Origin of the sequence: Pararhodobacter sp. CCB-MM2, from assembly GCF_001691415.1 — a bacterium.
Taxonomy (GTDB): domain Bacteria; phylum Pseudomonadota; class Alphaproteobacteria; order Rhodobacterales; family Rhodobacteraceae; genus Pararhodobacter.
Genome location: NZ_LRRR01000012.1, coordinates 73645 through 95205 on the forward strand (window position 1 = coordinate 73645; position 21561 = coordinate 95205).

Below are 21561 nucleotides of genomic sequence, written 5' to 3' on the forward strand. Positions count from 1 at the left end.
GCGCATTTGGTGAGCTCGGCACGGTCCGTGATAACTTGCGTGTCTGCCGCCGTTCAGCCAAGGAACGTCCCCTTGTAGGTCTCAACAAGAACTGGCTTCAGGATCTTGCCCAGCTTGATACGTGGCAAGGCGTCGAGGGCAAAGTAGTGACGGGACCGGGGTCGTTGAAGATTACGCGGATCGGGCCGCCGACGGGACGATGCAGGACGATCAGGCGTTCGGGCTCGCGGCGGATGGCAACGCCACGGCCCTGGGTCAGCTTGATTTCCACCTGGCGACCATCGCGGGCGCGGGCGTCGTGGCCGTGGATGGAGGCCGGGTTCAGGTCGAGGTCGAACATGTAGGCGGCGACGACCTCGCCGATGCTGCCGACGAGATGGCCGTCGAGGGTGAATTTCCGACCGGGGAAGATCCGTTCGAGGCCATCGGCCGCGGTGTAGAGATCATCGAGCAAGGCGGTGACGTGCGCCCAGTCGACGTCCTCGCTCATTCCGCCGCTTCTAAGGCGTCGGTGGCGGGGTTCAGCGCCTCGTGGAGGAGCGCTTCGAGGAGGCGGGTGCGGGTGGTGTCAGCGGTGGTCAGGGCGGCCTCCAGCCGATCGCAGAGGGCCATGAGGGCATCGACCTTGGCTACGATGCGGTGTTGTTCGGCGAGGGGTGGGAGCGGGATTAGGACCGTCTCAAGAATACCCAGATTGATATTCTTCTGCGCGGTTGCTGGCGCAAACTCCAACAGGTTCGCTTTCGCCGTTCTGATGAAATACTCGAAGTATCTGGCATTATCGAACATTGATGCTGGCACGAGGCCAACCACGCTGTCCGGGAAGCATGCAGCGAAGTCCAGAATGCCACTGTCGGCGATATTCGCGGCGATCGTGATACACATGGTACCACGCGGCCAGAGCATGCTCTGCGCCAAACCGACTTCATTGTAGAAGCCGGTATTTGACGTGATGCGACCACCAGACCTCGCGACGTCACCAGTCTGAATGAATGGGATATCTCCGTCCCTGTAAAGTGAGGGGTCATTTCGTGGCCGGTGTTTGGATTTGCCACGACCGAATGTCCCAAGCTCGGGAAATCTGGTCCACGACCAACCCACGGGAAGATCGAAAGGTGCCAATGCCATATCGACAGGTGGAAGCGGCTTCGGCCTTTTGATCTTTCCGGCCTTTGCCAGTTCGTTCTGCTCCACCGCTATGGCTTCCAGCAACTCCGTTGCAGGCTCATCCGCCGCATCCTGCTCTACCAGTTTGCCGCGGACGGCGAGGTTGAGGATGGTTTGGCGGAGGGTCTTTATCTGGTCGGGGCGCGTGGTGAGGGCGGGGAGCGCCTCGAGGGCGAAGGCGGCGTTGGTGGGGAAGTCCTCTGCCGTGGTATCCGGGGCGGTCAGGCGGGCGAGGCTGGTGGCGGTGAGCTTGTCGCGCAGCTCCTCCCGCGTCTTCCGGGCCTCCTCCAGCCGATCACAGAGTGCCATGAGCTCATCGACCTTGGCGACGATCCGGTGCTGTTCGACCTGAGGAGGGACGGCAATCAACATTGCCTGAAGTTTCCCTTTGGTGATGTGGCGAAGCCCAACTCCCCCGTGGGCTTTTTCTATCATCTCATCCAAGCGACCATTGATGGCCAGCTTTAGAAACTCTGGGGTATACGCATCAGTTTGAAAGTCGCAGCGAAAGATGTGCTGGTTCAGAACTGCCGGCCCTCGATCCCATATGAAGGCGCCAAATGAGGTGCCAGGGGTGCCGGACCAGCTGATAAGAAAGCTGCCGTTGTCGATCAGAGATCGATCACGTGCCATGGCGGGATCGCATAAGTTATACGGCGCATCAGGGTTGTTGAGATTTTGGATCCTGACGATCCTTAGCCCCTCTGAAATCCAATCAGTCGGCTTGAACGCCATACCGTTGAGCAGGTCCAACTGGTCGCCAATGCACATCCATCGCCAATTGGCGGGCAATTCGTAAGGAGCATCACTGGTGTAAGGTTCGAGGCCGACCTGCTCCGGAGCCTCTGAAATGTCCTGCTCCACCAGCTTTCCGCGCACCGCCAGATCCAGCACGAAGCGCCGCAGCCGGGCGATGGCATCCGGCGCTTCGCTGATCTGCTCGTAGACGTCCAGCAACCGTTCCGCGTTCATCGCGCCGCTGCTCATCGGGAAAGGGCCTCGGTCAGGATGGCCTTCAGTTCGGCCCGCAGGTGGTCGACCGAGGCTTCGGCGCGTTGCAGGTCGGCCAGCAGTTCCTCCGGCTCGCCATGGTCCACATCGACCACATGCGGGTTCTTGATGTCGAGGTTGAAGCCGCGCTCGCGGACCTGGTCGATCGACACCTTCCAGGCGCGCTCGCTTTCCTGCCGCCCCTCCCGCGTCGGCCCGCCCCACCATGCGGCGCAGTCGTCCAAATGCTCCAGCCGGATCGGCTTGGTCATGGAATAGGCCTTCTGCGTCTCGGGCACGCGGTGTTCCCAATACCAGATGTCCTGCGTGGGCGCGCCCTTTTCAAAGAACAGCAGGTTGGTGCCGATGGAGGCGTAGGGCTTGAAGACCGAGTTCGGCAGCCGCACGATGGTGTGCAGGTTGCATTCCTCGAGCAGGTGTTCCTTCAGTCGGGTCTTGATGCCCTCGCCAAAAAGCGAGCCATCGGGCAGGACCACAGCGGCGCGGCCCGTATCCTTGAGCAGGCGAATGATGAGCGCGAGGAAGAGGTCGGCGGTCTCGCGGGTGCGGAAGGTGGGGAAGTTGTTCTCGATCCCGTCCTCTTCCTTGCCGCCAAAGGGCGGGTTGGACAGGACGATGTCGACCTTGTCCGCCTGTCCCCAGCTGACCAACGGGCGGGCGAGCGTGTTATCATGTCGGATCCAGGACGGCTCCTCGACACCGTGCAGCAGCATGTTGGTGACGCAGAGCATGTGGGGCAGCGGTTTCTTCTCGACCGCGCGCAGAGAGGCCTGCATCAGCGTCTCGTCCTCGGGGCGCTTGATGTGTTTGTCACGCATGTGGCGCATGGCGCAGGTGAGGAAACCGCCGGTGCCGCAAGCCGGGTCCATGAGGATCTCGCCGGGCCTCGGGTCCACCTGCTGCACCATGAAGGCGGTGACGGCGCGGGGCGTGTAGTATTCGCCGGCGTTGCCCGCGTTCTGCAGGTCGTTCAGCAGCTGTTCGTAGATGTCGCCGAAGTGCTGGCGTTCGGTGAGGTTGTTGAAATCGACCTCGTTGATCTTGTTGATCACCTGCCGCATGAGCTGGCCGGACTTCATGTAGTTGTAAGCGTCCTCGAAGACATCGCGCACAACCTTGGCGCGGGCGCCTTTCTGCGGCGACAAGAGCTTGAGACGCGGGAAGAGGTCGTCGTTGACGAAGCTCAGCAGGGCGTCGCCCGTGATGCCCTCGGGATCGGCCGCCCAGAAGCGCCATTGCAGGTCCTCGGGGATCGGCGAGGTGTAGTGGTCGAGGGTGATCTCCAGCGCCTCGTCCTGGTCATCCATGATCTTGAGGAAGAACATCCAGACCAGCTGCGACATGCGCTGCGCGTCGCCGTCGACGCCGGTGTCCTTGCGCATGATGTCCTGAATGGACTTGACGAGGTTGCGGACGGACATGGTCAGGCACTTTCTTCGTAGAGCGCCGCCTGCATTTCATGCACGGCGCGAATGTAATCTGGTTTCTTACCGAAAGCCCGGATCAGTTCAACCTCGGTGCCCATGCCGGAGAAGGGGTTGATTTTCAGGATCTTGGGATCGTCAATAGTGATGACGCCGTCGTCCGAGTACTTGTCGAGCAGGGCCTCGAGAACAGCGCGCGCCTGGGGACCGAACTTTGTGAACACGTCGCGTTTCTTGACATTCTCGGCACGTTCCCTGCGGGTCAGCGGCTTGGCGTCAAAGGCGATGTGGCAGATCAAGTCGAATGGGTCGAGATCGAGTCCCAGCTCGTCGGCGATCAAGTCGAGGGGCAGTCCCTCATCGGCGAGCTCCTCGATCAGGGCGTTCTTGCGTTCGCTTTCTTTCCAGCGGCGCAGGAAGTCGTCGAGGCTGGTGAACCGCTGACGCATGGCCTTGCGGGTGTAGTCGCGCAGGGACTCGGTCACCAGCTTGCCGTTCTCGTCGAGGTATTCGACGCGCTCTGCGACGATATCGGCGCCCACGCCGTCGATGTAGACCTTCGGGCGTGGACCGGTGCCGGTGGTGCTCAGGATGCTTTCGTTGCGCGGATCGATCAGGACGGTCTCGTTTTCGCGGAGGTCATCCGGGATCGAGGAGTCGTCGTTGTTGGTCGGGGTATCGTCCGGTGGGGTCACAGGATCATCCGGGCCTGGTTGGTAGATCTGGACGGGTTCTCCGTCGAAGTCGGGATCGGCGAAATGGCTCGATGCGCCGCGGAAATCCATCAGCGTGAAGAACAGCTTCCGGCTGTCTTCGTGCACGCGTGTGCCGCGTCCGACGATCTGCTTGAACTCGGTCATCGACCCGACTTCCCGATCGAGTACGATCAGACGGCAGGTCTGAGCATCGACACCGGTGGACAGCAGCTTGGATGTCGTGACGATCACGGGAAAGGAAGCCTCGGGGTCGATGAAGTTCCCGAGCTGTTCGATCCCTTCCTTGTCGTTCCCGGTGATGCGCATGACATAGCGCGCGTTTTTCGCGACGAGGTCTGCATTCTCATTGATCAAGGCCTGCCGCATACGGGCTGCATGTTCCTGATCCACGCAGAAGACGATGGTCTTCGCCATGCGGTCCCCGCTGTCGCGCAAGAACTCGGTCACTTTCTTTGCGACGAGCTTGGTCCGATCATCGAGCACCAAGGTGCGGTCAAAGTCCTTGGCGTTGTAGATCCGATCCTCGACTTCTTCACCATCCCGATCCAACTGCCCTTTCTCGGGGCGGTACCCTTGCACATCGCGGTCGATGTGGACCTTGATGACCTTGTAAGGCGCGAGGAAACCGTCACGGATGCCTTGCTTCAGGGTGTAGCTGTAAACCGGTGCGCCGAAGTACTCGATGTTCGAGGCGTACTCCGTCTCTTTCGGAGTCGCGGTCAGGCCGATCTGCACGGCAGACGAGAAGTGATCCAGGATCTCACGCCAAGCCGAGTCCGCTGATGCGCTGCCCCGGTGGCATTCATCGATGATGATCAGGTCGAAGAAGTCCTTGGAAAACTCACGGTAGATCTTTTGGCTCTCGTTTGGCCCGGTGATCGCCTGATACAGGCCAAGGTAAATCTCATAGGACGGGTCGATCCGTCGCTTGTTGTCCAGCGCGAGGGTCACGCTTTCTCGCGTCCCGTCAGGGCGCTCGATGGTTTTCGACTGCGTAGAGAGCTTCGCCATCTTGCCGCTAAAGGGCCGGAAGTCGTTGATCATGGTCTGGTCGATCAGGACGTTTCGGTCGGCCAGAAACAGCACCCGTTTTCCCGGGAACGCGTTGCGAAAGCGCCAGATGATCTGAAACGCTGTATAGGTCTTGCCTGTCCCCGTCGCCATGACGAGCAGTACGCGATCCTGACCCTTGGCAATCGCCTCCATCGTCTTGTTGATCGCGTTGACCTGATAGTATCTCGGCTCCTTGCCGGACCCGTCGTCGTGGTAGTCTTGGAGGGCGATCTTTTCTTCCGCGTCGGTCAAACCTTTCCAGACCTTGTAGCGGTGCCAAAGCTCACCAGCGCTCGGAAACTCGTCCAATCCCAATGTTTGCTCGACTTCGGGTGACGTGCCAGTTCGGTCGTGGAAAATGAAGCCGTCGCCATTCGAAGAAAACACGAACGGGATATCCAGCGTTTCGGCATAGCCCAGGGCTTGCTGCATGCCGCCACCCATAGGCTGCTTGTTATCCTTCGCTTCGATAATGGCGATGGGGATGTTGGGCTTGGCAGAGAGAATGTAGTCAGCGCGCTTCCCTTCACCGCGACTGACCATCTTGCCGCGCACGATGATCCGCCCTTTGGTGAAGCTGACTTCTTCGCGGATCTGGGTGGTGAGGTTCCAGCCGGCGGCGACCAGCGCGGGAGTAATGAATTTCGAGCAGATATCGCGCTCGCTAAGAATCCGCTTATCCATGTCGTCCTACCGGAATACCCAACCACAAGATCAATGTCTGACGCTACTTTGCTGCCGTGCCCAAAGACAAGCGCGGGTATCAACAGTCGACGGCGCCGAGGTCAGGCCTTGAAACTGCTTTTCGTCATGTCCGACATTCAGATGGAAGTGGCGTAGACCCTGATGTGCTCAGCTTTTGCGCCGGGGGCACAAACCCGTGGGGGTGGACGATGATTAAGCGAGAGCTGGCCGACACCACGGGCTTGCGGGAAAAGGGCTTCACTTTCTTCGTACCCTTTATCGTAGAGGCTGACATCCGTTCGGTCGACGATAACGCGTTCGGGGTGATTGCGACTGCGACGAGTCGTCAGCACTCTTGTGCTTTAACGGCGATTGATGCGGTTTGGAAAAGGCGTGACTCGCGCCAGCAAGGATGCAACGCGGGAAGAGCGTCAGCTCTATGCATGGCTCCGCGACAAGATCGGTTGCGTTGAATTTGGCTGAACTTTGGGAAGTGCGAAGCAGGAGCACCGGGCAGTCTTACTTCGTTCCGGCTCGGATGGAGCCACGTCGGATGCATCAATGTTCGGGCACCCGTCTCTTTACCCACGACACCTGCGCGTCGGTGGCTTTAGGCGACCGCCCTTTGCAGAGCTTACAACGCATCTACGGCTCGTTGGGAAGCCGGCATAGTACAGCCCGCAGGGGCCGAACCCGGCGCCATCGCAACGCTCTCGCCGATTGTGTCCAGAGCGATCTGCGACTCTCTGGTGTTTCTGATGTAGCAGAAACTGTAGCAAATTCTGTAGCAAGTAGCTGCAAGTCGCCGAGTGACAGCCCAAAATTCAGTTTGATTTCAAGAACTTGGGCGATCTCTGTCGAGGAGTAATGGTGCCCGGGGGCGGAATCGAACCACCGACACGAGGATTTTCAATCCACTGCTCTACCCCTGAGCTACCCGGGCACGGGAGAAGGCGTCGCCTTCTGGGTGGGCGTGTCTTAGGTCAGCCCGCGGGGAGTGTCCAGAGGGAAATTCACACTCTTCGAAGACTTCGCTCACCTTGCCGTTCCCCGCCCCTCGTGCGATCTTTCATGCGTTCAGGAACGCGGGCCCGATGGGGTCCGGAAAGGCCCCGACATGCGCCCGATCCGCGGGATCACCTACAAGCTCATCTCTGTGGCGATGTTCATCACCATGTCGAGTCTCGTGAAATCCGTCTCGGATACCATCCCGCCCGGAGAAGCCGTTTTCTTCCGCTCGTTCTTCGCCATGCCGGTGATTCTGGTCTGGCTGGCCTTCCGCCGGGAGCTGAAGACTGGCCTGCGGGTCTCGAAGCCGCTCGGTCATTTCTGGCGCGGTCTTGTCGGGACCACGTCCATGGGGATGGGCTTTGCCGCGCTCGCCTTCCTCCCGCTGCCCGAGGTCACGGCGATCGGCTATGCCGCGCCGCTTTTGGTGGTGATCTTCGCCTCGATGTTCCTGGGCGAGGACGTCCGGGTCTTCCGCCTGTCTGCCGTCTTCGCAGGGCTGGCCGGGGTGATGATCGTGCTCTCGCCGCGCCTTTCGGTCGGCGCGGATGTCACCACCGGTGAGGCCTTCGGGGCGATGCTGGCGCTGACCGGGGCCGTTTGCGCGGCCTTGGCGCAGGTCACCGTGCGCAAGCTGGTGGCGACCGAGCAGACGGCGGCCATCGTCTTTTGGTTCTCGTTCACCGCGGCGGGGCTGGGGCTGCTGACATTGCCCTTCGGCTGGGCAATGCCGTCGCCAACCGAGGCTGTCACGCTGGTGCTGATGGGGCTGATCGGCGGGGTGGGGCAGATCTTCCTGACCTCGAGCTACCGCGAGGCCGATGCCTCGCTGGTCGCGCCCTTCGACTATGCGTCGATGCTGCTGGCACTGGCGATCGGCTATTGGGTGTTCGGCGAGGTCCCGACCGGGACCATGCTGATCGGCGCCTCGATCGTGGTCTCAGCCGGGATCTTCATCATCTGGCGTGAACGTCAGCTGGGGCTTGAGCGGGCCAAGCAGCGCAAGGCGATGTCGCCGCAGGGGTAAGCCCGCGCCGCGTCAGAGGGGCGACCAGAACACCAACCGATTGCCGAACGGGTCGGCGATGCTCGTCTCGCGGGCGCCCCAGGGCTGGTCCTGCAGGCCGGGCCGGGCAAAGCCGTAGCGCTTGTCGTTCAGGGCGGCGCAAAAGGCCGCCACATCCGGCACCTCGATCCGCAGGGTGGCGCCGGGGGCGGCGTCGCCATGGTGTTCGGACAGGTGCAGGACGCAGTCCCCGTGCTGAAGGCCCATGTAAAGCGGCAGCTCGGGGTCGAAGCGGTGCCGGAACACCACCTCGAACCCCAGAAAATCCCGATAGAATTCCAGCGCCTTGGCTTCGTCGAAGCTGCGCAGGATCGGCACCGGTGCCTTCATCAGCGACCGCGGAACAGGCTGCCCAGCACGCCCCGGACGATGGCGCTGCCGGCGCGGGTACCGATGGAGCGGGCCATGGATTTGGTGAAGGCCTCGGTCACCGAATCGCTGCGCGAGGACCGGCTGGAGCTGGAGCGCGAGCTGCTGCGGGACGTCGGCGCCTCCTCGTTCACCCGGCGCGAGCGGGACGAGTTGGGCGAATAACGGCGGGCGCGAGTGAAGCCCTCGTCGGCCTGTTCCTCGGCCCGGCCCGCTTCTTCAGCGGCCTTGCCAGCGCGCCGGGCCAACATCTCATGCGCCGAATCGCGGTCGACCGGGGTGTCGTACTTCCGGCCCATCGGCGAGGCGGCGATCACCTGCCGCCGCGTCCCCTCATCGCAGGGCCCCATGGCCGAGGCCGGCGGGCGGATCAGCGTGCGCTCGACGATGCCCGGCACACCTTTGGCCTCCAGGAACGAGGTCACGGCCTCACCGACGCCGACCTCACGAATCGCCGCTTCGGTGTCGAAGCGTGGGTTCGGCCGGTAGGTCTGCGCGGCGCGGCGCAGGGCCTGCTGGTCGCGGGCGGTGAAGGCGCGCAGCGCATGCTGGACGCGGTTGCCCAGCTGGCCCAGCACGTCCTCGGGTACGTCATCGGGGTCTTGGGTGATGAAATAGATGCCAACGCCCTTGGAGCGGATGAGCCGCGCCACCTGCTCGACCTTGTCGACCAGGGCCTTGGGGGCGCCGTCGAACAGCAGATGGGCCTCGTCGAAGAAGAACACCATCTTCGGCTTCTCGGCATCGCCGACCTCGGGCAGCTCCTCGAACAGCTCGGACATCAGCCACAGCATGAAGGTCGCATAAAGGCGGGGCGTCTCCATCAGCCGGGCGGCATGCAGGATGTTCACCTGCCCACGTCCCTCAGAGCTGGTGCGGATCAGGTCCGAAATCGCCAGCGCCGGCTCACCGAAGAAATTCGCCGCGCCTTGGTTCTCCAGCACCAGAAGCCGCCGCTGAATCGCGCCGATCGAAGCGGTGGTGACATTGCCGTATTTCTCGGACATCTCGCGCTGGTTCTCGCCGAGGAAGCCCAGCATTGCCCGCAGATCGTCAAGATCGAGGATCGGCCAGCCTTCCTCGTCGGACAGGCGGAAAGCGACGTTGATCACGCCCTCCTGCGCCTCGGTCAGCTCCAACACGCGCGACAACAGCAGCGGGCCCATATCGGCGATGGTGGTGCGGACGGGATGGCCCATCTGACCGAACAGATCCCAGAAGGTGACCGGCATCGCCTCGTAGCTCAGCGGCCCCAGCCCGATCTGGTCCGCCCGGCGCTGGAAGCTGTCACGCGGCGTGCCCGCGACAGCCATGCCGCCCACATCGCCCTTCACATCGGTCAGAAAGACAGGGACGCCGGCGCGGCTGAATTCCTCGGCCATGATCTGCATGGTGATCGTCTTGCCGGTGCCGGTTGCCCCCGCGATCAGCCCGTGCCGGTTGCCGTATTTCAGCAGCAGCTCCTCGGCCACCGCGTAATTCTCGCCGCCGCCCCCGATAAACAGGCTTTCTGCCATGCGCTCGCTCCCCGGGGCGACTCCGCGCCCCTTTCACTTTGTCTCAAATACTCCACGGGGGTGTGGGGGTGTGAAACCCCCACCTCCGGCGCCTGCCAGAAGCGCGGCCTCAGACTGCCGCGAAATCCTGCTCGGCGTAACCCTGCAAATACAGAAGCGCAGTCAGATCGCCGTGGTTCACCCGCAGCTCGCATTGCGCCGCGACCGAGGGCTTCGCATGCAGCGCCACGCCCGCGCCGGCCAGATGCAGCATGCCGAGATCATTGGCCCCGTCGCCCACCGCGATCACCTGCTCCGGCGTCAGGCCCAGCCGCTCGGTGATCTGGTTCAGCGCATCGACCTTGGCCTGCTTGCCGAGGATCGGCATCCCGACCTCGCCGGTCAGCTTGCCATCCTCGGCCAGCAAAGTGTTCGCCCGGTTCTCGTCAAAGCCCAGCTCGGCCGCGACCTTGGCGGTGAAGGCGGTGAAGCCGCCCGAGACTAAGGCCGCGTGGCCGCCATGCGCCTTCATCGTCGCGATCAGCACCTTGCCGCCGGGCATGTAGGTGATTCGCTCGGCCAGCACCTGATCGATCACGCCGACCGGCAGGTCCTTCAGCAACCCGACGCGCTCTTTCAGCGCCGATTCGAAGTCCAGCTCGCCATTCATCGCCCGCGCGGTGATGCCCGCGACATGCGCGCCGACACCGGCCATGTCGGCCAGCTCGTCGATGCATTCCTGCTGGATCATCGTCGAATCCATATCCGCGAGCAGCATCGCCTTGCGCCGCCCCTCGGTCTTCTGGACGCAGAGATCGACGCTCATCGCCTGCAGACTTTCCCAGCTTTCCCAAAGGTTCGAGGGCTTCTCCGCGATCTCGAACTCGGCCGCGACGCCGCGCTTCAGCCAGCGCGCGGTGCCGCCGCCCATGGCATTGCGCAGGGTTTCCACAAGCGTGGTTTCCAGCACCGGATTGGCAGGGTTGGTGAGCATCGTCACGGTGTACACGGGTGGTCTCCGTCATTCGGGCGGGCGTTCCGCCTCTGGATTTCAAGGATTTCGCCGAGCCGCAAGCTCATTTGCCGGCACGCCTGACGCAGGCCGTCATAGCCTCTGAAGCGGAAGGAAGAGTTCGGCGATTGCCATATGATGCGGAAATCGGGGCCCTCCGGGAGGGTCACATCGGCAGCCATACCGTCAAAATGTGCGAGCAATTGATGTCGCTGCCGCCTTGCCGCTTCCAGGTATCCCCGAGTGGCGCCGCGACGCCAGCCATTTGCGTCATCGCTATGGTCGCAGAGCCGCTCCAGCAGATCCTGCAGCACGGGTTCGTTGTTCGCAGAGATATTCGGGCCTGCGGAGCCCGGCACGAGAAGTTGGCAGACAGAAAGGATCGCGGCGGCGTTCAAGCCTTTGTAGAGGGTCGCTTTATCGCGGTCAGCGCGGTCTTCGTTGGCGACCCGGACCAGCAGCTCAAGATAGCTGGCGGCGTCGTCCAGTGCGATTCGCCAGGCTTCAAGCCGGACCACGACCGGAACGGCGAGGGATATGTCGCCGAAGGGCGTCGGCATGGGCAAACTCCCTGCGTGTTTCCGATGGTGGATTTTCGGCGTCGCTTTCGCGATCTCAAGTGCCGCATTAGGTCAATTTTCCGGCTTGTGAAAGGGATCGCGCCGGAATATCGGTTGCGGCGGGACACCTCTCCCCAACGAGAGGCATATATCTGGAAGGGTACGATGTCTGTATCGAACACCCCGGCTACGCGGCCGGCCAATCCGCGTTTCTCCTCTGGCCCCTGCGCCAAGATCCCCCAATTTTCGCTGGACATGCTTGCTGACGCGCCGCTCGGCCGTTCGCACCGCGCCGCCGTGGGCAAGTCCAAGCTGGCCGAGGCCATCGACCTGACCCGTGAGGTTCTGGGCGTGCCGGCCGATTACCGCATCGGCATCGTGCCGGGTTCGGATACCGGCGCCGTCGAGATGGCGCTGTGGTCGCTCCTGGGCGCCCGCCCGGTCGAGATGCTGGCCTGGGAAAGCTTCGGCGAAGGTTGGGTCACCGACGTGGTGAAGCAGCTGAAGATCGACGCCGAAGTGAAGAAGGCCCCCTATGGCCAGATCGTCGATTTCGCGACGGTTGATTTCAACAAGGACGTGGTCTTCACCTGGAACGGCACGACCTCGGGCGTGCGCGTTGCCAATGGCGACCTGATCCCCGCCGACCGCGAAGGCCTGACGATCTGCGACGCGACCTCGGCCGCGTTTGCGATGGACCTGCCTTTCGACAAGCTCGATGTGGTGACCTTCAGCTGGCAGAAAGTGCTGGGCGGCGAGGGTGCGCATGGCATGCTGATCCTCAGCCCGCGCGCCGTCGAGCGTCTGGAAAGCTATACCCCGGCCTGGCCGCTGCCGAAGATCTTCCGCATGACCAAGGGCGGCAAGCTGATCGAGGGCATCTTCAAGGGCGAGACGATCAACACGCCGTCGATGCTGGCGGTCGAGGATTACCTCGTCGCGCTGAAATGGGCCCGGTCGCTGGGCGGCCAAGCAGCGCTCGTCGCGCGGGCCGAGGCCAATGCGAAGGTCGTCTGGGATTTCTGTGCGCAGAAGCCGTGGCTTGCCAACCTCGCCGAGGACATGGCGCAGGCCTCGACCACGTCGGTGTGCCTGAAGTTCACCGATGGCCGCATCACCGACGGTGCCGCCTTCGCCAAAGCCGTTGCGAAGCGGCTGGAGAAGGAAGGCGTGGCGCTGGATATCGGCGCCTATCGCGACGCGCCGGCCGGTCTGCGGATCTGGTGTGGCTCGACGGTCGAGACCGCCGATGTCGAAGCCCTGATGCCCTGGCTGGAATGGGCCTTCGAGGCCGAGATCGCCGCGCTGGCGCAGGCCGCCTGATCGCGCAGCGGTGGGGTGAAACCCCACCCTACAGCCTTCCCGCGGGGCGCCATGGTGTCGCCCCGCCTCCCCACAGAGATTTCCGTAGGGTGGGATTTCATCCCACCGCTCACTGGACCATCCAAGGATAGACCCATGGCTCCCCGCGTTCTCGTTTCCGACGCCCTTTCCGAAACCGCCGTCCAGATCTTCCGCGACCGGGGCGTTGATGTCGACTACATGCCCGATCTCGGCAAGGACAAGGACAAGCTCCTTGAGATCATCGGCCAGTATGACGGCCTCGCCATCCGTTCGGCGACCAAGGTGACCGAGAAGATCATCGCCGCCGCGACCAATCTGAAGGTCGTCGGCCGCGCCGGCATTGGTGTCGACAACGTCGACATCCCCGAGGCGTCGAAGAAGGGCATCATCGTGATGAACACTCCCTTCGGCAACTCGATCACCACGGCCGAGCACGCCATCGCCATGATGTTCGCCGTCGCCCGTCAGCTTCCGGAAGCTAGCGTCTCGACCCATGCCGGCAAATGGGAGAAGTCGAAATTCATGGGCGTCGAGCTGTTCAACAAGACGCTCGGCGTGATCGGCGCCGGCAATATCGGCGGCATTGTCTGCGATCGTGCGGTCGGCCTGAAGATGAAGGTCGTGGCCTTCGACCCCTTCCTGTCGGAAGAGCGCGCCAAGCAACTGGGCGTGACCAAGGTCGAGCTGGACGAGCTGCTGGCCCGTGCCGATTTCATCACCCTGCACGTTCCGATGACCGAAAAGACCCGCAACATCCTCTCGCGCGAGAACCTCGCCAAGACCAAGAAGGGCGTGCGCATCATCAACTGCGCCCGCGGCGGTCTGGTCGACGAGGAAGCTCTGGCCGAGATGCTGCAATCGGGCCATGTCGCCGGCGCCGCGCTGGACGTCTTCGCCGTCGAGCCTGCCAAGGAGAACGTCCTCTTCGGTCTGCCGAATGTCGTCGTCACCCCGCACCTTGGCGCCTCGACCACCGAAGCGCAGGAAAACGTCGCCCTGCAGGTCGCCGAGCAGATGTCGGATTACCTGCTGACTGGTGCCGTCTCGAACGCGCTGAACATGCCGTCGGTGACGGCTGAGGAAGCCGCCGTGATGGGCCCGTGGATCAAGCTGGCCGGTCATCTGGGCAACTTCGCCGGTCAGATGACCGAGGAGCCGGTGCGCGCGATCAACGTGCTCTATGATGGCTCGCCCTCGCATATGAACCTGAAGGCACTGGATTGCGCGGTGATCGCCGGCATCCTGAAATCGGCCAACCCGGACGTGAACCTCGTCTCGGCCCCGGTCGTCGCCAAGGAACGCGGCATCAAGCTGTCGACCACCACGCAGGAGAAGGCCGGCGCCTTCGACGGCTACATCAAGATCACCGTCGTCACCGACAAGCGTGAGCGTTCGCTGGCCGGCACCGTCTTCTCGGACGGCAAGCCGCGCTTCATCCAGATCAAGGGCATCAACATCGACGCCGAGATCGGCGAGCACATGCTCTACACGACGAACGAGGACGTGCCGGGCATCATCGGCCTTCTGGGCGCGACGATGGGCAAGAACGGCGTCAACATCGCCAACTTCACGCTGGGCCGCTCGGGCGTCGGTCAGGACGCGATCGCACTTCTGTACCTCGACCAGGCGCTGGAGCAGAAGGTCGTCGAGACGCTGGAAGGCACGGGCATGTTCCAACAAGTGCGTCCGCTGAAGTTCGAAGTGGCGTAAGCTTCTACCCGGAAGAAGAAAGGCCCCGCTTCGGTGGGGCCTTTTGCTTTTGGACGAGACCGACGTGAAGAGTTGCCCGGAACAAGGCCGAAGGCCGCCGGGCAAGCGCCGGCCCGTCCCGGCGGGCTGGCGCTTTGGATGCCGCCCGCGTCGCTCCGCCGATGGAGGGGTGTGACGCGATAAAGCGCCCCCGTGCCGCCGTTGCTGCGCCACCCCACGGGCCGGCGCTTGCCCGGCTCAACCCGTCAGCCGCATCCCGCAATGCCCGGTCGAGCTGTCGGGCGTGTTATGCGTCCGCGAATGCACCTGATACCGCTCGCAATAGCTGGCGTGGCACAGGTAGGACCCGCCCCGGATCACATAGCCCGGCCCCTCGTCCGGCCCCTGCGGGTCGCGCGGGGGCAGGCGGCCGTCGCTCTGCGGCAGGTCGCCGAACTTGCTCGACGTCCATTCCCAGACATTGCCGGTGAGGTTGTGGAAACCGTAGGCGTTGGGCGGGAAATGATCGGCGGGGCAGGTGCCGACGAAGCCGTCGTCGCCGGTGTTGGTGCGGGGGAAATCCCCCTGCCAGACATTGTGCCGATGGCCCGAAGCGGGGACGAGGTCATTGCCCCACGGAAACCGCTTGCCCTTCAGGCCCCCGCGCGCGGCGAATTCCCATTCGGCTTCGGTCGGCAGGCGGAAGCCGGTGAACTCGGCCAAGGCCTGCGCGTCGAACCAGCTCAGATGCACCGCCGGGTGATCGGGCTTGGCCTCCCACGACGACCCCGGCCCCTCGGGCGCGGCCCAGCTGGCGCCGGCGACGGCGCGCCACCAGGGTGTGCGGGGCGGGTGATCGACCCAGCCGAAGGGATCCTCGAGGAAGAGGTGGAAGACATAGGACCAGCCCTCGGTCTCGGCCACCGAACGGTAGCCGGACTCGGCGGCGAAGCGCGCATAAAGCCCCGCCGTCACCGAGGTCCGGCCCAGCGAGAAAGGCGAGAGCCAGACCCGGCGGGGAGGGGAGTCGCGGTCGTCGGGATAGCGCCCCTTCGCCGCGCCCATGTCGAAGAAGCCGCCCTTCAGCGGGATCATCGTCGCGGCGATCGCGGCCTTCAGATCGTCGGAGGCCCGCCGCGCCAAGGCGGGCGCCGGCATGACCAGTCCCGATCCCGAGGGCGCGCAGCAGCCTTTGGCCTTGTCATCCTGTTCCATGCCCGAGACATGCACCCCCGCGCGCCCGGATGCAATGCGGGCAACGAAACAGGCGGCCCCGAGGGGCCGCCCGCTCCGTTCGGATGGGGAGGGGGATTACCAGCCGAACTGGAGGGTGAGGCCGGTCTGGCCGCCGGTCTGGACGATGTCGGCGTCGGTATTCTCGCCGAACTGGAACAGGCCGTAGGAATTGTTGCCACCGGTCTGCTCGATGGTGCCGGTGTGGCCCGAGCCTTCCTGATGGATGATCGCCTGATCCGACGAGCCCTGATAGATGCCGGCCGCGTTGTTCACGCCGCTCTGGGTGACATGGCCATTCGACTCGATGTCGTTGTGCAGGGCGTAGAGGGCGAGGCCGAGGCGAAGCGCCTGTGCTTCCTGGGCGTTGGAGGGGGCGACGTTGATCGACACCGAGCCTCCGGCAGCGGCGGGCGTGGCCAGCGGCAGGGTGGCGGTGGCGGCGAGGGCGGCGGAGAGGATGAGGGCTTTCATGGGGCTGGTCCTTTGGAAAATGGGGCTTGGGGAAAGGCGTCGAAAAAAGGGATCGTCAGAAAAGGCAGTCAAACGGGGCAGGCGGGAAAAGGCGCGGCGATCCGGCGAGGGTGGTCCGAAGAAATTTCCGAACCGCCGCGACCACGTCACAAAGAGGGGTTGGCACAGCTCAGGCTGCGGCCCTCGACGCGGATGGAGAGGTCGACCGAATGCGCGGCGGGCGTGCCCGAGAGCGTCGTTTCGGCAATGGTTTCGGTGCGGCCGGCGCCGATCTCGAAATCGCCCGACTGGCTGATCGAGGCGCTGCCACCCCCCGAATGCGAGCGGATCTGCATCGCATAGGTGCCGGTGACGGCATGGTCGGCGGTGACGCGGCCGTTGATCACGGTGCCACCGGGCACGGCATCAAGGGCGATCTCGCAGCGGACCGGCGCGGCGGGCGTGGTGTTCGAAGCCGAGGCGGTCGAGCAAGCGGCGGCAAAGCCGGTCAGCGCAAGGCCCAGGAAGATGGCGGGGCCACGGCGGCGAATTCCGGGAAGGTGGGTCATGGGAAGCTCCTGTGGCGGAAAGGTCAAGGAAGAGGGGGAGGGTCCCGGAGGGCTGGAGGGGATCTGACCCTCCGGGACGCGTCCGGCTTACTGCTGGACGATGGCGACGACGTTGTCCGAGCCGTGCTGCACGACCGAGGCGTCGTTGTTGTCACCCATTTGGATCACGGCCGAGACGTTGCGACGGCCGGTCTGCACGACGGTGGCGTCGTTGTTGTTGCCCATCTGGCTGACGCCGGCGATGTTGCGGCGGCCCATCTGGTCGACATCGGCCGAGTTGTAATAGCCGGTCTGACCCACGGCGGCCTCGTTGCGGCGACCGTCCTGAGTGGCGATGGCGAAGTTCGCGCCGCCGTTCTGGATCACCGTCAGCTGCTGACGACGGCCCGACTGGCCCCCACCGATCTGGTTGTTCCAGCCCGACTGGCTGACGGTGACGCGGTGGCCGCCGGTGGCGAAAGCGGGGACAGCGGTGGCGGCGATCAGGGTGGCGAGAATGGCGGTTTTGAAGGTCTTGGCGAACATGGTCTTAGTCTCCGAATGTGTGGCGCTTGGGCCGGGTTGAATGGGTTGGTTGGTGTGTCGTGTAGGTCGTGTTGATCGTCTGTGGGTCGGTGGGTGCCGGTGCCTGGCGTGGTGCCGTGGGGCGATGGCGTTTCCGATGAACCCAACATGGCCCCCAACCACCGGGTCAGACAAAAACGCCGGGCTGCGGGGTGATAACCGGGGGGTGGTTATCCGATAACAAGGCGCGAAATTCTGGCTATGGCTTTGGAATTAGGGGATTGTTTTTGATTCTGATTGCCCGTCGCCTATCGCCGAATCCCCGCCCTGACATTGGCGATGACGTTGACAGCCCCGGCCGATATTGCCGCCGAGGGGGCAAATCACCCGCGTTTGGCGAGGGCTGTTATGCGATGACAGGGGGCATTTCAGGCAAGCGACGGGCGTGACGAGTCACCCGGGCCGATGATTCGCGTCACAGACGAGTGGTCATCCAGTCCCGCAGCGGCGCGAAGACCGTCAGCGCCTTGGCGATTCGCTCGGCGGCAGGGGCGCCATAGACGCTCTCCATCGGCAGCTGATCCTCCCAGACGCTGAGCGACTTGTGCCGCAGCAGGGTCGCGCGCGGGTGATCGGCCGGGTAGGGGGCGGGAACGCGTTTCAGCTCGGGTTCGGACAGCCGGAGCCCTTGGTCGGCCAATCCCTCCAGCACTTCCGCCACCCCCTCGCCAGAGGGGCCGACCACAGCTGTGCGCCAACGGGTCAGCACCGCGGGCGGGAACGCAAAGGCGCCATAGCCGAGCGAGAGGCGCCCCGGCTCGAACCCGACCATCCAGATCGCCGGCCCCCCTTCGGCAAAGCCGATATGGACATGGGCATTGTACGGCGTCTTGTCCTTGGAAAAGCGCAGATCGCGGTTCAGCCGGTAAAGCCGTCCCTCGACCGGCCGGCCCAAGGCGGCGCCCAGCCGGTCGGACAGCTCGGCGATGAAGCTGCGCGACGGGGCCAGCACATGCGCCTCATAGCGCGCGCGGTTGGCGGTGAACCAGTCGCGGTCGTTGTTGGCCTTGAGGTCGGTGAGGAACTGGAGCGTCTCGGGGCTGAACATCGGCGGGCCTCCTGCGCTCAGGATGGCCCGGGGCCCGTCAGCGGCGCAACAGGTAGATGTCCATGATCCAGCCGTGCAAGGCGCGCAGCTCGGCCCGGGTGGTCAGGATCTGATCCGCAACCTCGGCCAGCGGACCGGCGATCAGCGCTTCGTGGGCCATGCCGAGATACGCTCCCCACCAGATCTTCACGCCCTCGGGCGCGACATGGGTGAAGGCACCGCCTTGGTCGAGCATGACGGCGACGGCATCGGCGCCCTCGGGCCAGCCGTTCTCGCGCAGCTGGCGGCCGGTGGTGATGACCACGGGCGCGCCGAGGTCATTGAGGGGAATCGCATGGGCGGCGGTCAAAACCGACAGCGAGGTCACGCCTGGCACGACGCGCGGGGTCAGGCCCAGCCGCGCGGCAATGCGCAGGGTCGAATCGTAAAGCGAGGGATCGCCCCAGACCAGCAGCGCGACCCGGCCGCCTTGGGGCAGATGCGCGTCGATCTGCGCCTTCCAGGCCTGCGCGATGGCGTCATGCCAGTCGTTCACGCCGTCGATATAGCCACCCGAGGCATCGCGGACCGGAAGGTCGAATTCCACCACGCGCGCCAGGTCGGGCAGATGGGTGGCGCAGACCTGGCGGCGCAGATCCGCCAGGTCCGTCTTTTCGTCGCCCTTGCGGGGCAGCAGGATCAGATCGGCCTCGGCCATGGCCCGGATCGCCGCGAGCGTGACATGCTCAGGGTTGCCGGTGCCGATGCCGATGAGATCCAGCGCGATCACGCGAGGTTGCTCCGCTCCCACTGGCGGCCGGCAATCGCGCCGAGCGCCACCCAGACGGCCAGACCCACGCCCAGCACGCGGGCCGAATACGAGGCCCCCAGCTCGGTCGGGGCATAGCCGTAGAAGGCGTCGAGCACCGGCGCGCCGATCACATGCGGCGCGGCGATCAGCAGCGCGCCCGCGACCAGCGCCAGCGCGTTGCGGACATAGGCGATGAGCGCGAGGCCGAGGCCCGTTGCCACCACCGTCGACCACCACCAGACCTGCCGTGAGGCGAGATCCGCCGCCGCCGAGCCCGGCAATTCCGGCGCGAGGCCCATGCCCGGCGCCATCTGGAACGCCGCGAAGCCGGCGAGGCCCCAAAGCGCGCCCTCGGTCATGGTGATCCGCTTGCCGAACTGCGCCGCGATGCCGAAGCCCGCCGTCAGCAGCATGCCGTAGGCGACATACAGCAGCACGGTGAAGCCGACGGTCAGCGCGTTGCGCTCGAACGTGCCGACCTCGTCGCCATGCTCGTGGCTGCCGTGGTCATGGCCGTCTTCCGCCATGGCGCTGTCGTGGCCGTGATCTCCCGCGGCCTCAGGGGCTGCGAAATGGACAAGTTCACCCGTCTCGTACCGCTCACCAAGGAGGATCGAGTTCTGGATAAACGCGAAATGCAGCACGGCTGCAAGCAGCCCTGCCGCAATACCGGCGATCAACGCGCCGGTCATCATTTTCTGAAGCATCAGATGTGGCTAACTGCTCAGTGGCAGGGGAAGCCGGTCGCGTGACGCATGTCATGCGCAGCGTCGTGCAGGGTCTGCGACTGCGCGTGGCCCACAGCCATGAGAACGGTCAGGCCGATCACCGCCATGGCGAGGACGGGGGCCAGCAGCGTTTTCGACTGGGTCTGGGTCGTGGTGTTCATCTCGGTCTCCTTGCCGTCCCTCCGACGGCGGTGTTGCGTTGGCGTCGGGCCGGTCTCCTGGCTCGCGGGTCGCTGCGGACTGCCGCCTTCCCGTCCCTTTGTCCCGAGGGCTTTGGGGCAGTGGCATCGTGGCAGCCAGCTCTCCGCTGACAGTCGCGGGGGCGGCCGAGGCATTTCACCCCGTTCCCGTTTCAGCCCCTCGGTTTTCACCTCATCAGGGCACCTGACCCCTCACACTTGCCGGAAGAGGGCCTTTGGGTCAAGGCGGATCGCGGCATCGCCGGTGCCGGATGCGACCTATTCATCACGCCGGGATGTTATGCCGGGATGGATGTTACGCGGGGATTCTGGCCAAGGCCTTGAAGCGCAAGGCGCCGATCGGTCGGGCGTCGGCCAGCGTACCGTCGGGCGATTCGGAATAGAGCCGCGCGAAGGTCAGAAGGTCGGGCAGATCCGCCGCCGTCAGCTCGCCGAACAGATAGGCCATCTTGCCCTTGGCCCGCACAGCGAGGGTCGAGGGCGTCTTGCAGCCCGACATGCACTCGGTCGTGGCGATCTGGGCCGTGATCCCGGCCTCCGCCAGCGCCCCGGCCAGCGTCTCGGCGAAGCCCGACCGCCCGAGAGCGCAGGTGGCACAGAGCGTGACCTTCATTCCGCGAGCGGGCCGTACAGGATCAGCCCCGCCGCCCGCGGATCGGCCTCCGCCAGGGCTTCGGCCAGCCCTGCAATGGTCGAGCGGGTGATCTTCTGCGTCGGATGGCTCACGTTCTCGGCCAGCATCGCCGGCGTGCTCCCCGGCAGGCCCGCCGCCAGCAGCCGCTCGGCCAAGGTGGCGAAGGTGCGCTTGGGCATGAACACCACGGTCGTCGCCTGCGCATCTGCCAGCGCCGCCATGTTCAGCCCCTCGGGCAGGGCGCCCGCGACGTCATGGCCGGTCACGAACTGCACGCGCCGCGCCTCCAATCGACGGGTCAGCGGAATGCCGGCGGCAGCGGCAGCCGCCATGGCCGAGGTCACGCCGGGAATGATCTCATAACCGATCCCGGCCGCCCGCAGCGCGGTAATCTCTTCCTCGAGCCGCCCGAAGATCCCCGAATCGCCCGACTTCAGCCGCACGACCTTGGCGCTGTCCTGCGCGTAATCGACCAGCAGCTGGCTCACATGATCCTGCTTCGGCGAGGGCCGCCCGGCCCGTTTGCCCACCGCGATCAGTTCCGCCGCCGGATTGGCCAGCTCCAGAATTGGCCCCGAGGACAGATCGTCAAACAGGATGACCTCGGCAGCCTTCAGCCGGTTCACCGCCTTGACAGTCAACAGCTCCGGGTCACCTGGCCCCGAGCCCACGAAGGAAACGAACCCCGTCACGCCGCCACCCCCATCTTTGTTCTACAAATATCCCGGGGGGCTCGGGGGGCA

Annotated in this window: 21 protein-coding genes, 1 tRNA gene and 1 riboswitch; of the genes, 3 read left to right on the top strand and 19 right to left on the bottom strand. The window is 64.4% G+C overall.

Annotated features, from left to right (window positions below):
• Positions 1-97: 97 nt before the first annotated feature.
• From BCY78_RS13365 to BCY78_RS13385, 5 genes are all read right to left on the bottom strand, one after another.
• Positions 98-490 (bottom strand): hypothetical protein, encoded by a 393-nt coding sequence (locus tag BCY78_RS13365; protein ID WP_068302665.1) that lies wholly within the window; start codon positions 488-490, stop codon positions 98-100.
• Entirely contained in the window at positions 487-2154 is a 1668-nt protein-coding gene (locus tag BCY78_RS13370; RefSeq protein WP_068302671.1) for a restriction endonuclease subunit S, read from the bottom strand. Before BCY78_RS13370 ends, BCY78_RS13365 begins: the two co-directional genes overlap by 4 nt.
• On the bottom strand, positions 2151-3599 hold the full coding sequence (locus BCY78_RS13375; protein ID WP_068302672.1) for a class I SAM-dependent DNA methyltransferase: 1449 nt from the start codon (positions 3597-3599) through the stop codon (positions 2151-2153). The genes BCY78_RS13370 and BCY78_RS13375 overlap by 4 nt, the downstream gene beginning before the upstream one ends.
• Before the next feature lie 2 nt (positions 3600-3601).
• On the bottom strand, positions 3602-6055 hold the full coding sequence (gene hsdR / locus BCY78_RS13380; protein ID WP_068302675.1) for an EcoAI/FtnUII family type I restriction enzme subunit R: 2454 nt from the start codon (positions 6053-6055) through the stop codon (positions 3602-3604).
• Between the two features lie 868 nt (positions 6056-6923).
• Positions 6924-6998: transfer RNA gene (locus tag BCY78_RS13385), tRNA-Phe, on the bottom strand.
• Positions 6999-7172: 174 nt separating this feature from the next.
• Here BCY78_RS13385 and BCY78_RS13390 point away from each other — a divergent pair.
• Positions 7173-8090 (top strand): DMT family transporter, encoded by a 918-nt coding sequence (locus BCY78_RS13390; protein ID WP_068302676.1) that lies wholly within the window; start codon positions 7173-7175, stop codon positions 8088-8090.
• Positions 8091-8102: 12 nt separating this feature from the next.
• On the opposite strand, the gene BCY78_RS13395 is transcribed toward BCY78_RS13390, so the two are convergent.
• The 4 genes from BCY78_RS13395 to BCY78_RS13410 form a co-directional block, all read right to left on the bottom strand.
• Positions 8103-8459 carry a glyoxalase superfamily protein gene (locus BCY78_RS13395; protein ID WP_068302680.1) on the bottom strand — a complete coding sequence of 119 codons (357 nt, stop codon included), beginning with the start codon at positions 8457-8459 and terminating at the stop codon, positions 8103-8105.
• Positions 8459-10015 carry a helicase HerA-like domain-containing protein gene (locus BCY78_RS13400; protein ID WP_068302684.1) on the bottom strand — a complete coding sequence of 519 codons (1557 nt, stop codon included), beginning with the start codon at positions 10013-10015 and terminating at the stop codon, positions 8459-8461. The genes BCY78_RS13395 and BCY78_RS13400 overlap by 1 nt, the downstream gene beginning before the upstream one ends.
• Positions 10016-10124: 109 nt before the next feature.
• A complete protein-coding gene (serB, locus tag BCY78_RS13405; RefSeq protein ID WP_068302686.1) occupies positions 10125-11003 on the bottom strand; it encodes a phosphoserine phosphatase SerB in 879 nt (292 codons plus the stop codon).
• Positions 10991-11566, bottom strand: a complete 576-nt coding sequence (locus BCY78_RS13410; RefSeq protein WP_068302689.1) for a hypothetical protein — start codon at positions 11564-11566, stop codon at positions 10991-10993. Before BCY78_RS13410 ends, serB begins: the two co-directional genes overlap by 13 nt.
• Before the next feature lie 165 nt (positions 11567-11731).
• On the opposite strand from BCY78_RS13410, the gene BCY78_RS13415 reads away from it, so the two are divergent.
• Both BCY78_RS13415 and serA read left to right on the top strand, forming a co-directional pair.
• On the top strand, positions 11732-12889 hold the full coding sequence (locus BCY78_RS13415) for a phosphoserine transaminase (protein ID WP_068302692.1): 1158 nt from the start codon (positions 11732-11734) through the stop codon (positions 12887-12889).
• Positions 12890-13024: 135 nt separating this feature from the next.
• Complete coding sequence (serA, locus tag BCY78_RS13420; protein ID WP_068302693.1) at positions 13025-14620, top strand: phosphoglycerate dehydrogenase; 1596 nt, start codon at positions 13025-13027, stop codon at positions 14618-14620.
• Between the two features lie 237 nt (positions 14621-14857).
• Here serA and BCY78_RS13425 read toward each other — a convergent pair whose 3' ends face one another.
• The 10 genes from BCY78_RS13425 to cobA all read right to left on the bottom strand — a co-directional run bounded on the left by BCY78_RS13425 (position 14858) and on the right by cobA (position 21510).
• Positions 14858-15814, bottom strand: a complete 957-nt coding sequence (locus tag BCY78_RS13425; RefSeq protein WP_083195024.1) for a formylglycine-generating enzyme family protein — start codon at positions 15812-15814, stop codon at positions 14858-14860.
• 96 nt (positions 15815-15910) lie between these two features.
• Complete coding sequence (locus BCY78_RS13430) at positions 15911-16306, bottom strand: curlin (RefSeq protein ID WP_068302695.1); 396 nt, start codon at positions 16304-16306, stop codon at positions 15911-15913.
• A gap of 146 nt (positions 16307-16452) precedes the next feature.
• Positions 16453-16854 (bottom strand): curli-like amyloid fiber formation chaperone CsgH, encoded by a 402-nt coding sequence (csgH, locus tag BCY78_RS13435; protein ID WP_068302698.1) that lies wholly within the window; start codon positions 16852-16854, stop codon positions 16453-16455.
• An 87-nt stretch (positions 16855-16941) separates the two neighbouring features.
• Positions 16942-17379 (bottom strand): hypothetical protein, encoded by a 438-nt coding sequence (locus BCY78_RS13440; RefSeq protein ID WP_068296774.1) that lies wholly within the window; start codon positions 17377-17379, stop codon positions 16942-16944.
• 454 nt (positions 17380-17833) lie between these two features.
• A complete protein-coding gene (locus BCY78_RS13445; RefSeq protein ID WP_068302701.1) occupies positions 17834-18466 on the bottom strand; it encodes a DUF2461 domain-containing protein in 633 nt (210 codons plus the stop codon).
• A 37-nt stretch (positions 18467-18503) separates the two neighbouring features.
• On the bottom strand, positions 18504-19235 hold the full coding sequence (gene cobF / locus BCY78_RS13450) for a precorrin-6A synthase (deacetylating) (RefSeq protein ID WP_068302703.1): 732 nt from the start codon (positions 19233-19235) through the stop codon (positions 18504-18506).
• The gene (locus BCY78_RS13455; RefSeq protein ID WP_068302704.1) at positions 19232-19963 is read right to left on the bottom strand and encodes a CbtA family protein; all 732 of its coding nucleotides are present in this window, start codon (positions 19961-19963) and stop codon (positions 19232-19234) included. The genes cobF and BCY78_RS13455 overlap by 4 nt, the downstream gene beginning before the upstream one ends.
• A gap of 17 nt (positions 19964-19980) precedes the next feature.
• On the bottom strand, positions 19981-20145 hold the full coding sequence (locus BCY78_RS24680) for a CbtB domain-containing protein (RefSeq protein ID WP_083195025.1): 165 nt from the start codon (positions 20143-20145) through the stop codon (positions 19981-19983).
• A gap of 29 nt (positions 20146-20174) precedes the next feature.
• A riboswitch (cobalamin riboswitch) is annotated at positions 20175-20387 on the bottom strand.
• A gap of 92 nt (positions 20388-20479) precedes the next feature.
• Positions 20480-20797 (bottom strand): DUF1636 family protein, encoded by a 318-nt coding sequence (locus BCY78_RS13460; protein WP_068302706.1) that lies wholly within the window; start codon positions 20795-20797, stop codon positions 20480-20482.
• Positions 20794-21510 carry a uroporphyrinogen-III C-methyltransferase gene (cobA, locus tag BCY78_RS13465; RefSeq protein WP_068302709.1) on the bottom strand — a complete coding sequence of 239 codons (717 nt, stop codon included), beginning with the start codon at positions 21508-21510 and terminating at the stop codon, positions 20794-20796. Before cobA ends, BCY78_RS13460 begins: the two co-directional genes overlap by 4 nt.
• Between the last annotated feature and the right edge of the window lie 51 nt (positions 21511-21561).

Excerpts from the sequence above, each read along its gene's own strand:
- BCY78_RS24680 (WP_083195025.1), bottom strand. The coding sequence starts at position 20,145 with ATGAACACCACGACCCAGACCCAGTCGAAAACGCTGCTGGCCCCCGTC.
- BCY78_RS13395 (WP_068302680.1), bottom strand. The coding sequence starts at position 8,459 with ATGAAGGCACCGGTGCCGATCCTGCGCAGCTTCGACGAAGCCAAGGCG.
- BCY78_RS13370 (WP_068302671.1), bottom strand. The coding sequence starts at position 2,154 with ATGAGCAGCGGCGCGATGAACGCGGAACGGTTGCTGGACGTCTACGAG.
- BCY78_RS13460 (WP_068302706.1), bottom strand. The coding sequence starts at position 20,797 with ATGAAGGTCACGCTCTGTGCCACCTGCGCTCTCGGGCGGTCGGGCTTC.
- BCY78_RS13410 (WP_068302689.1), bottom strand. The coding sequence starts at position 11,566 with ATGCCGACGCCCTTCGGCGACATATCCCTCGCCGTTCCGGTCGTGGTC.
- serA (WP_068302693.1), top strand. The coding sequence starts at position 13,025 with ATGGCTCCCCGCGTTCTCGTTTCCGACGCCCTTTCCGAAACCGCCGTC.
- BCY78_RS13390 (WP_068302676.1), top strand. The coding sequence starts at position 7,173 with ATGCGCCCGATCCGCGGGATCACCTACAAGCTCATCTCTGTGGCGATG.
- BCY78_RS13415 (WP_068302692.1), top strand. The coding sequence starts at position 11,732 with ATGTCTGTATCGAACACCCCGGCTACGCGGCCGGCCAATCCGCGTTTC.
- BCY78_RS13430 (WP_068302695.1), bottom strand. The coding sequence starts at position 16,306 with ATGAAAGCCCTCATCCTCTCCGCCGCCCTCGCCGCCACCGCCACCCTG.
- BCY78_RS13365 (WP_068302665.1), bottom strand. The coding sequence starts at position 490 with ATGAGCGAGGACGTCGACTGGGCGCACGTCACCGCCTTGCTCGATGAT.
- BCY78_RS13375 (WP_068302672.1), bottom strand. The coding sequence starts at position 3,599 with ATGTCCGTCCGCAACCTCGTCAAGTCCATTCAGGACATCATGCGCAAG.
- BCY78_RS13400 (WP_068302684.1), bottom strand. The coding sequence starts at position 10,015 with ATGGCAGAAAGCCTGTTTATCGGGGGCGGCGGCGAGAATTACGCGGTG.
- csgH (WP_068302698.1), bottom strand. The coding sequence starts at position 16,854 with ATGACCCACCTTCCCGGAATTCGCCGCCGTGGCCCCGCCATCTTCCTG.
- BCY78_RS13455 (WP_068302704.1), bottom strand. The coding sequence starts at position 19,963 with ATGCTTCAGAAAATGATGACCGGCGCGTTGATCGCCGGTATTGCGGCA.
- BCY78_RS13445 (WP_068302701.1), bottom strand. The coding sequence starts at position 18,466 with ATGTTCAGCCCCGAGACGCTCCAGTTCCTCACCGACCTCAAGGCCAAC.
- BCY78_RS13425 (WP_083195024.1), bottom strand. The coding sequence starts at position 15,814 with ATGGAACAGGATGACAAGGCCAAAGGCTGCTGCGCGCCCTCGGGATCG.
- BCY78_RS13440 (WP_068296774.1), bottom strand. The coding sequence starts at position 17,379 with ATGTTCGCCAAGACCTTCAAAACCGCCATTCTCGCCACCCTGATCGCC.
- hsdR (WP_068302675.1), bottom strand. The coding sequence starts at position 6,055 with ATGGATAAGCGGATTCTTAGCGAGCGCGATATCTGCTCGAAATTCATT.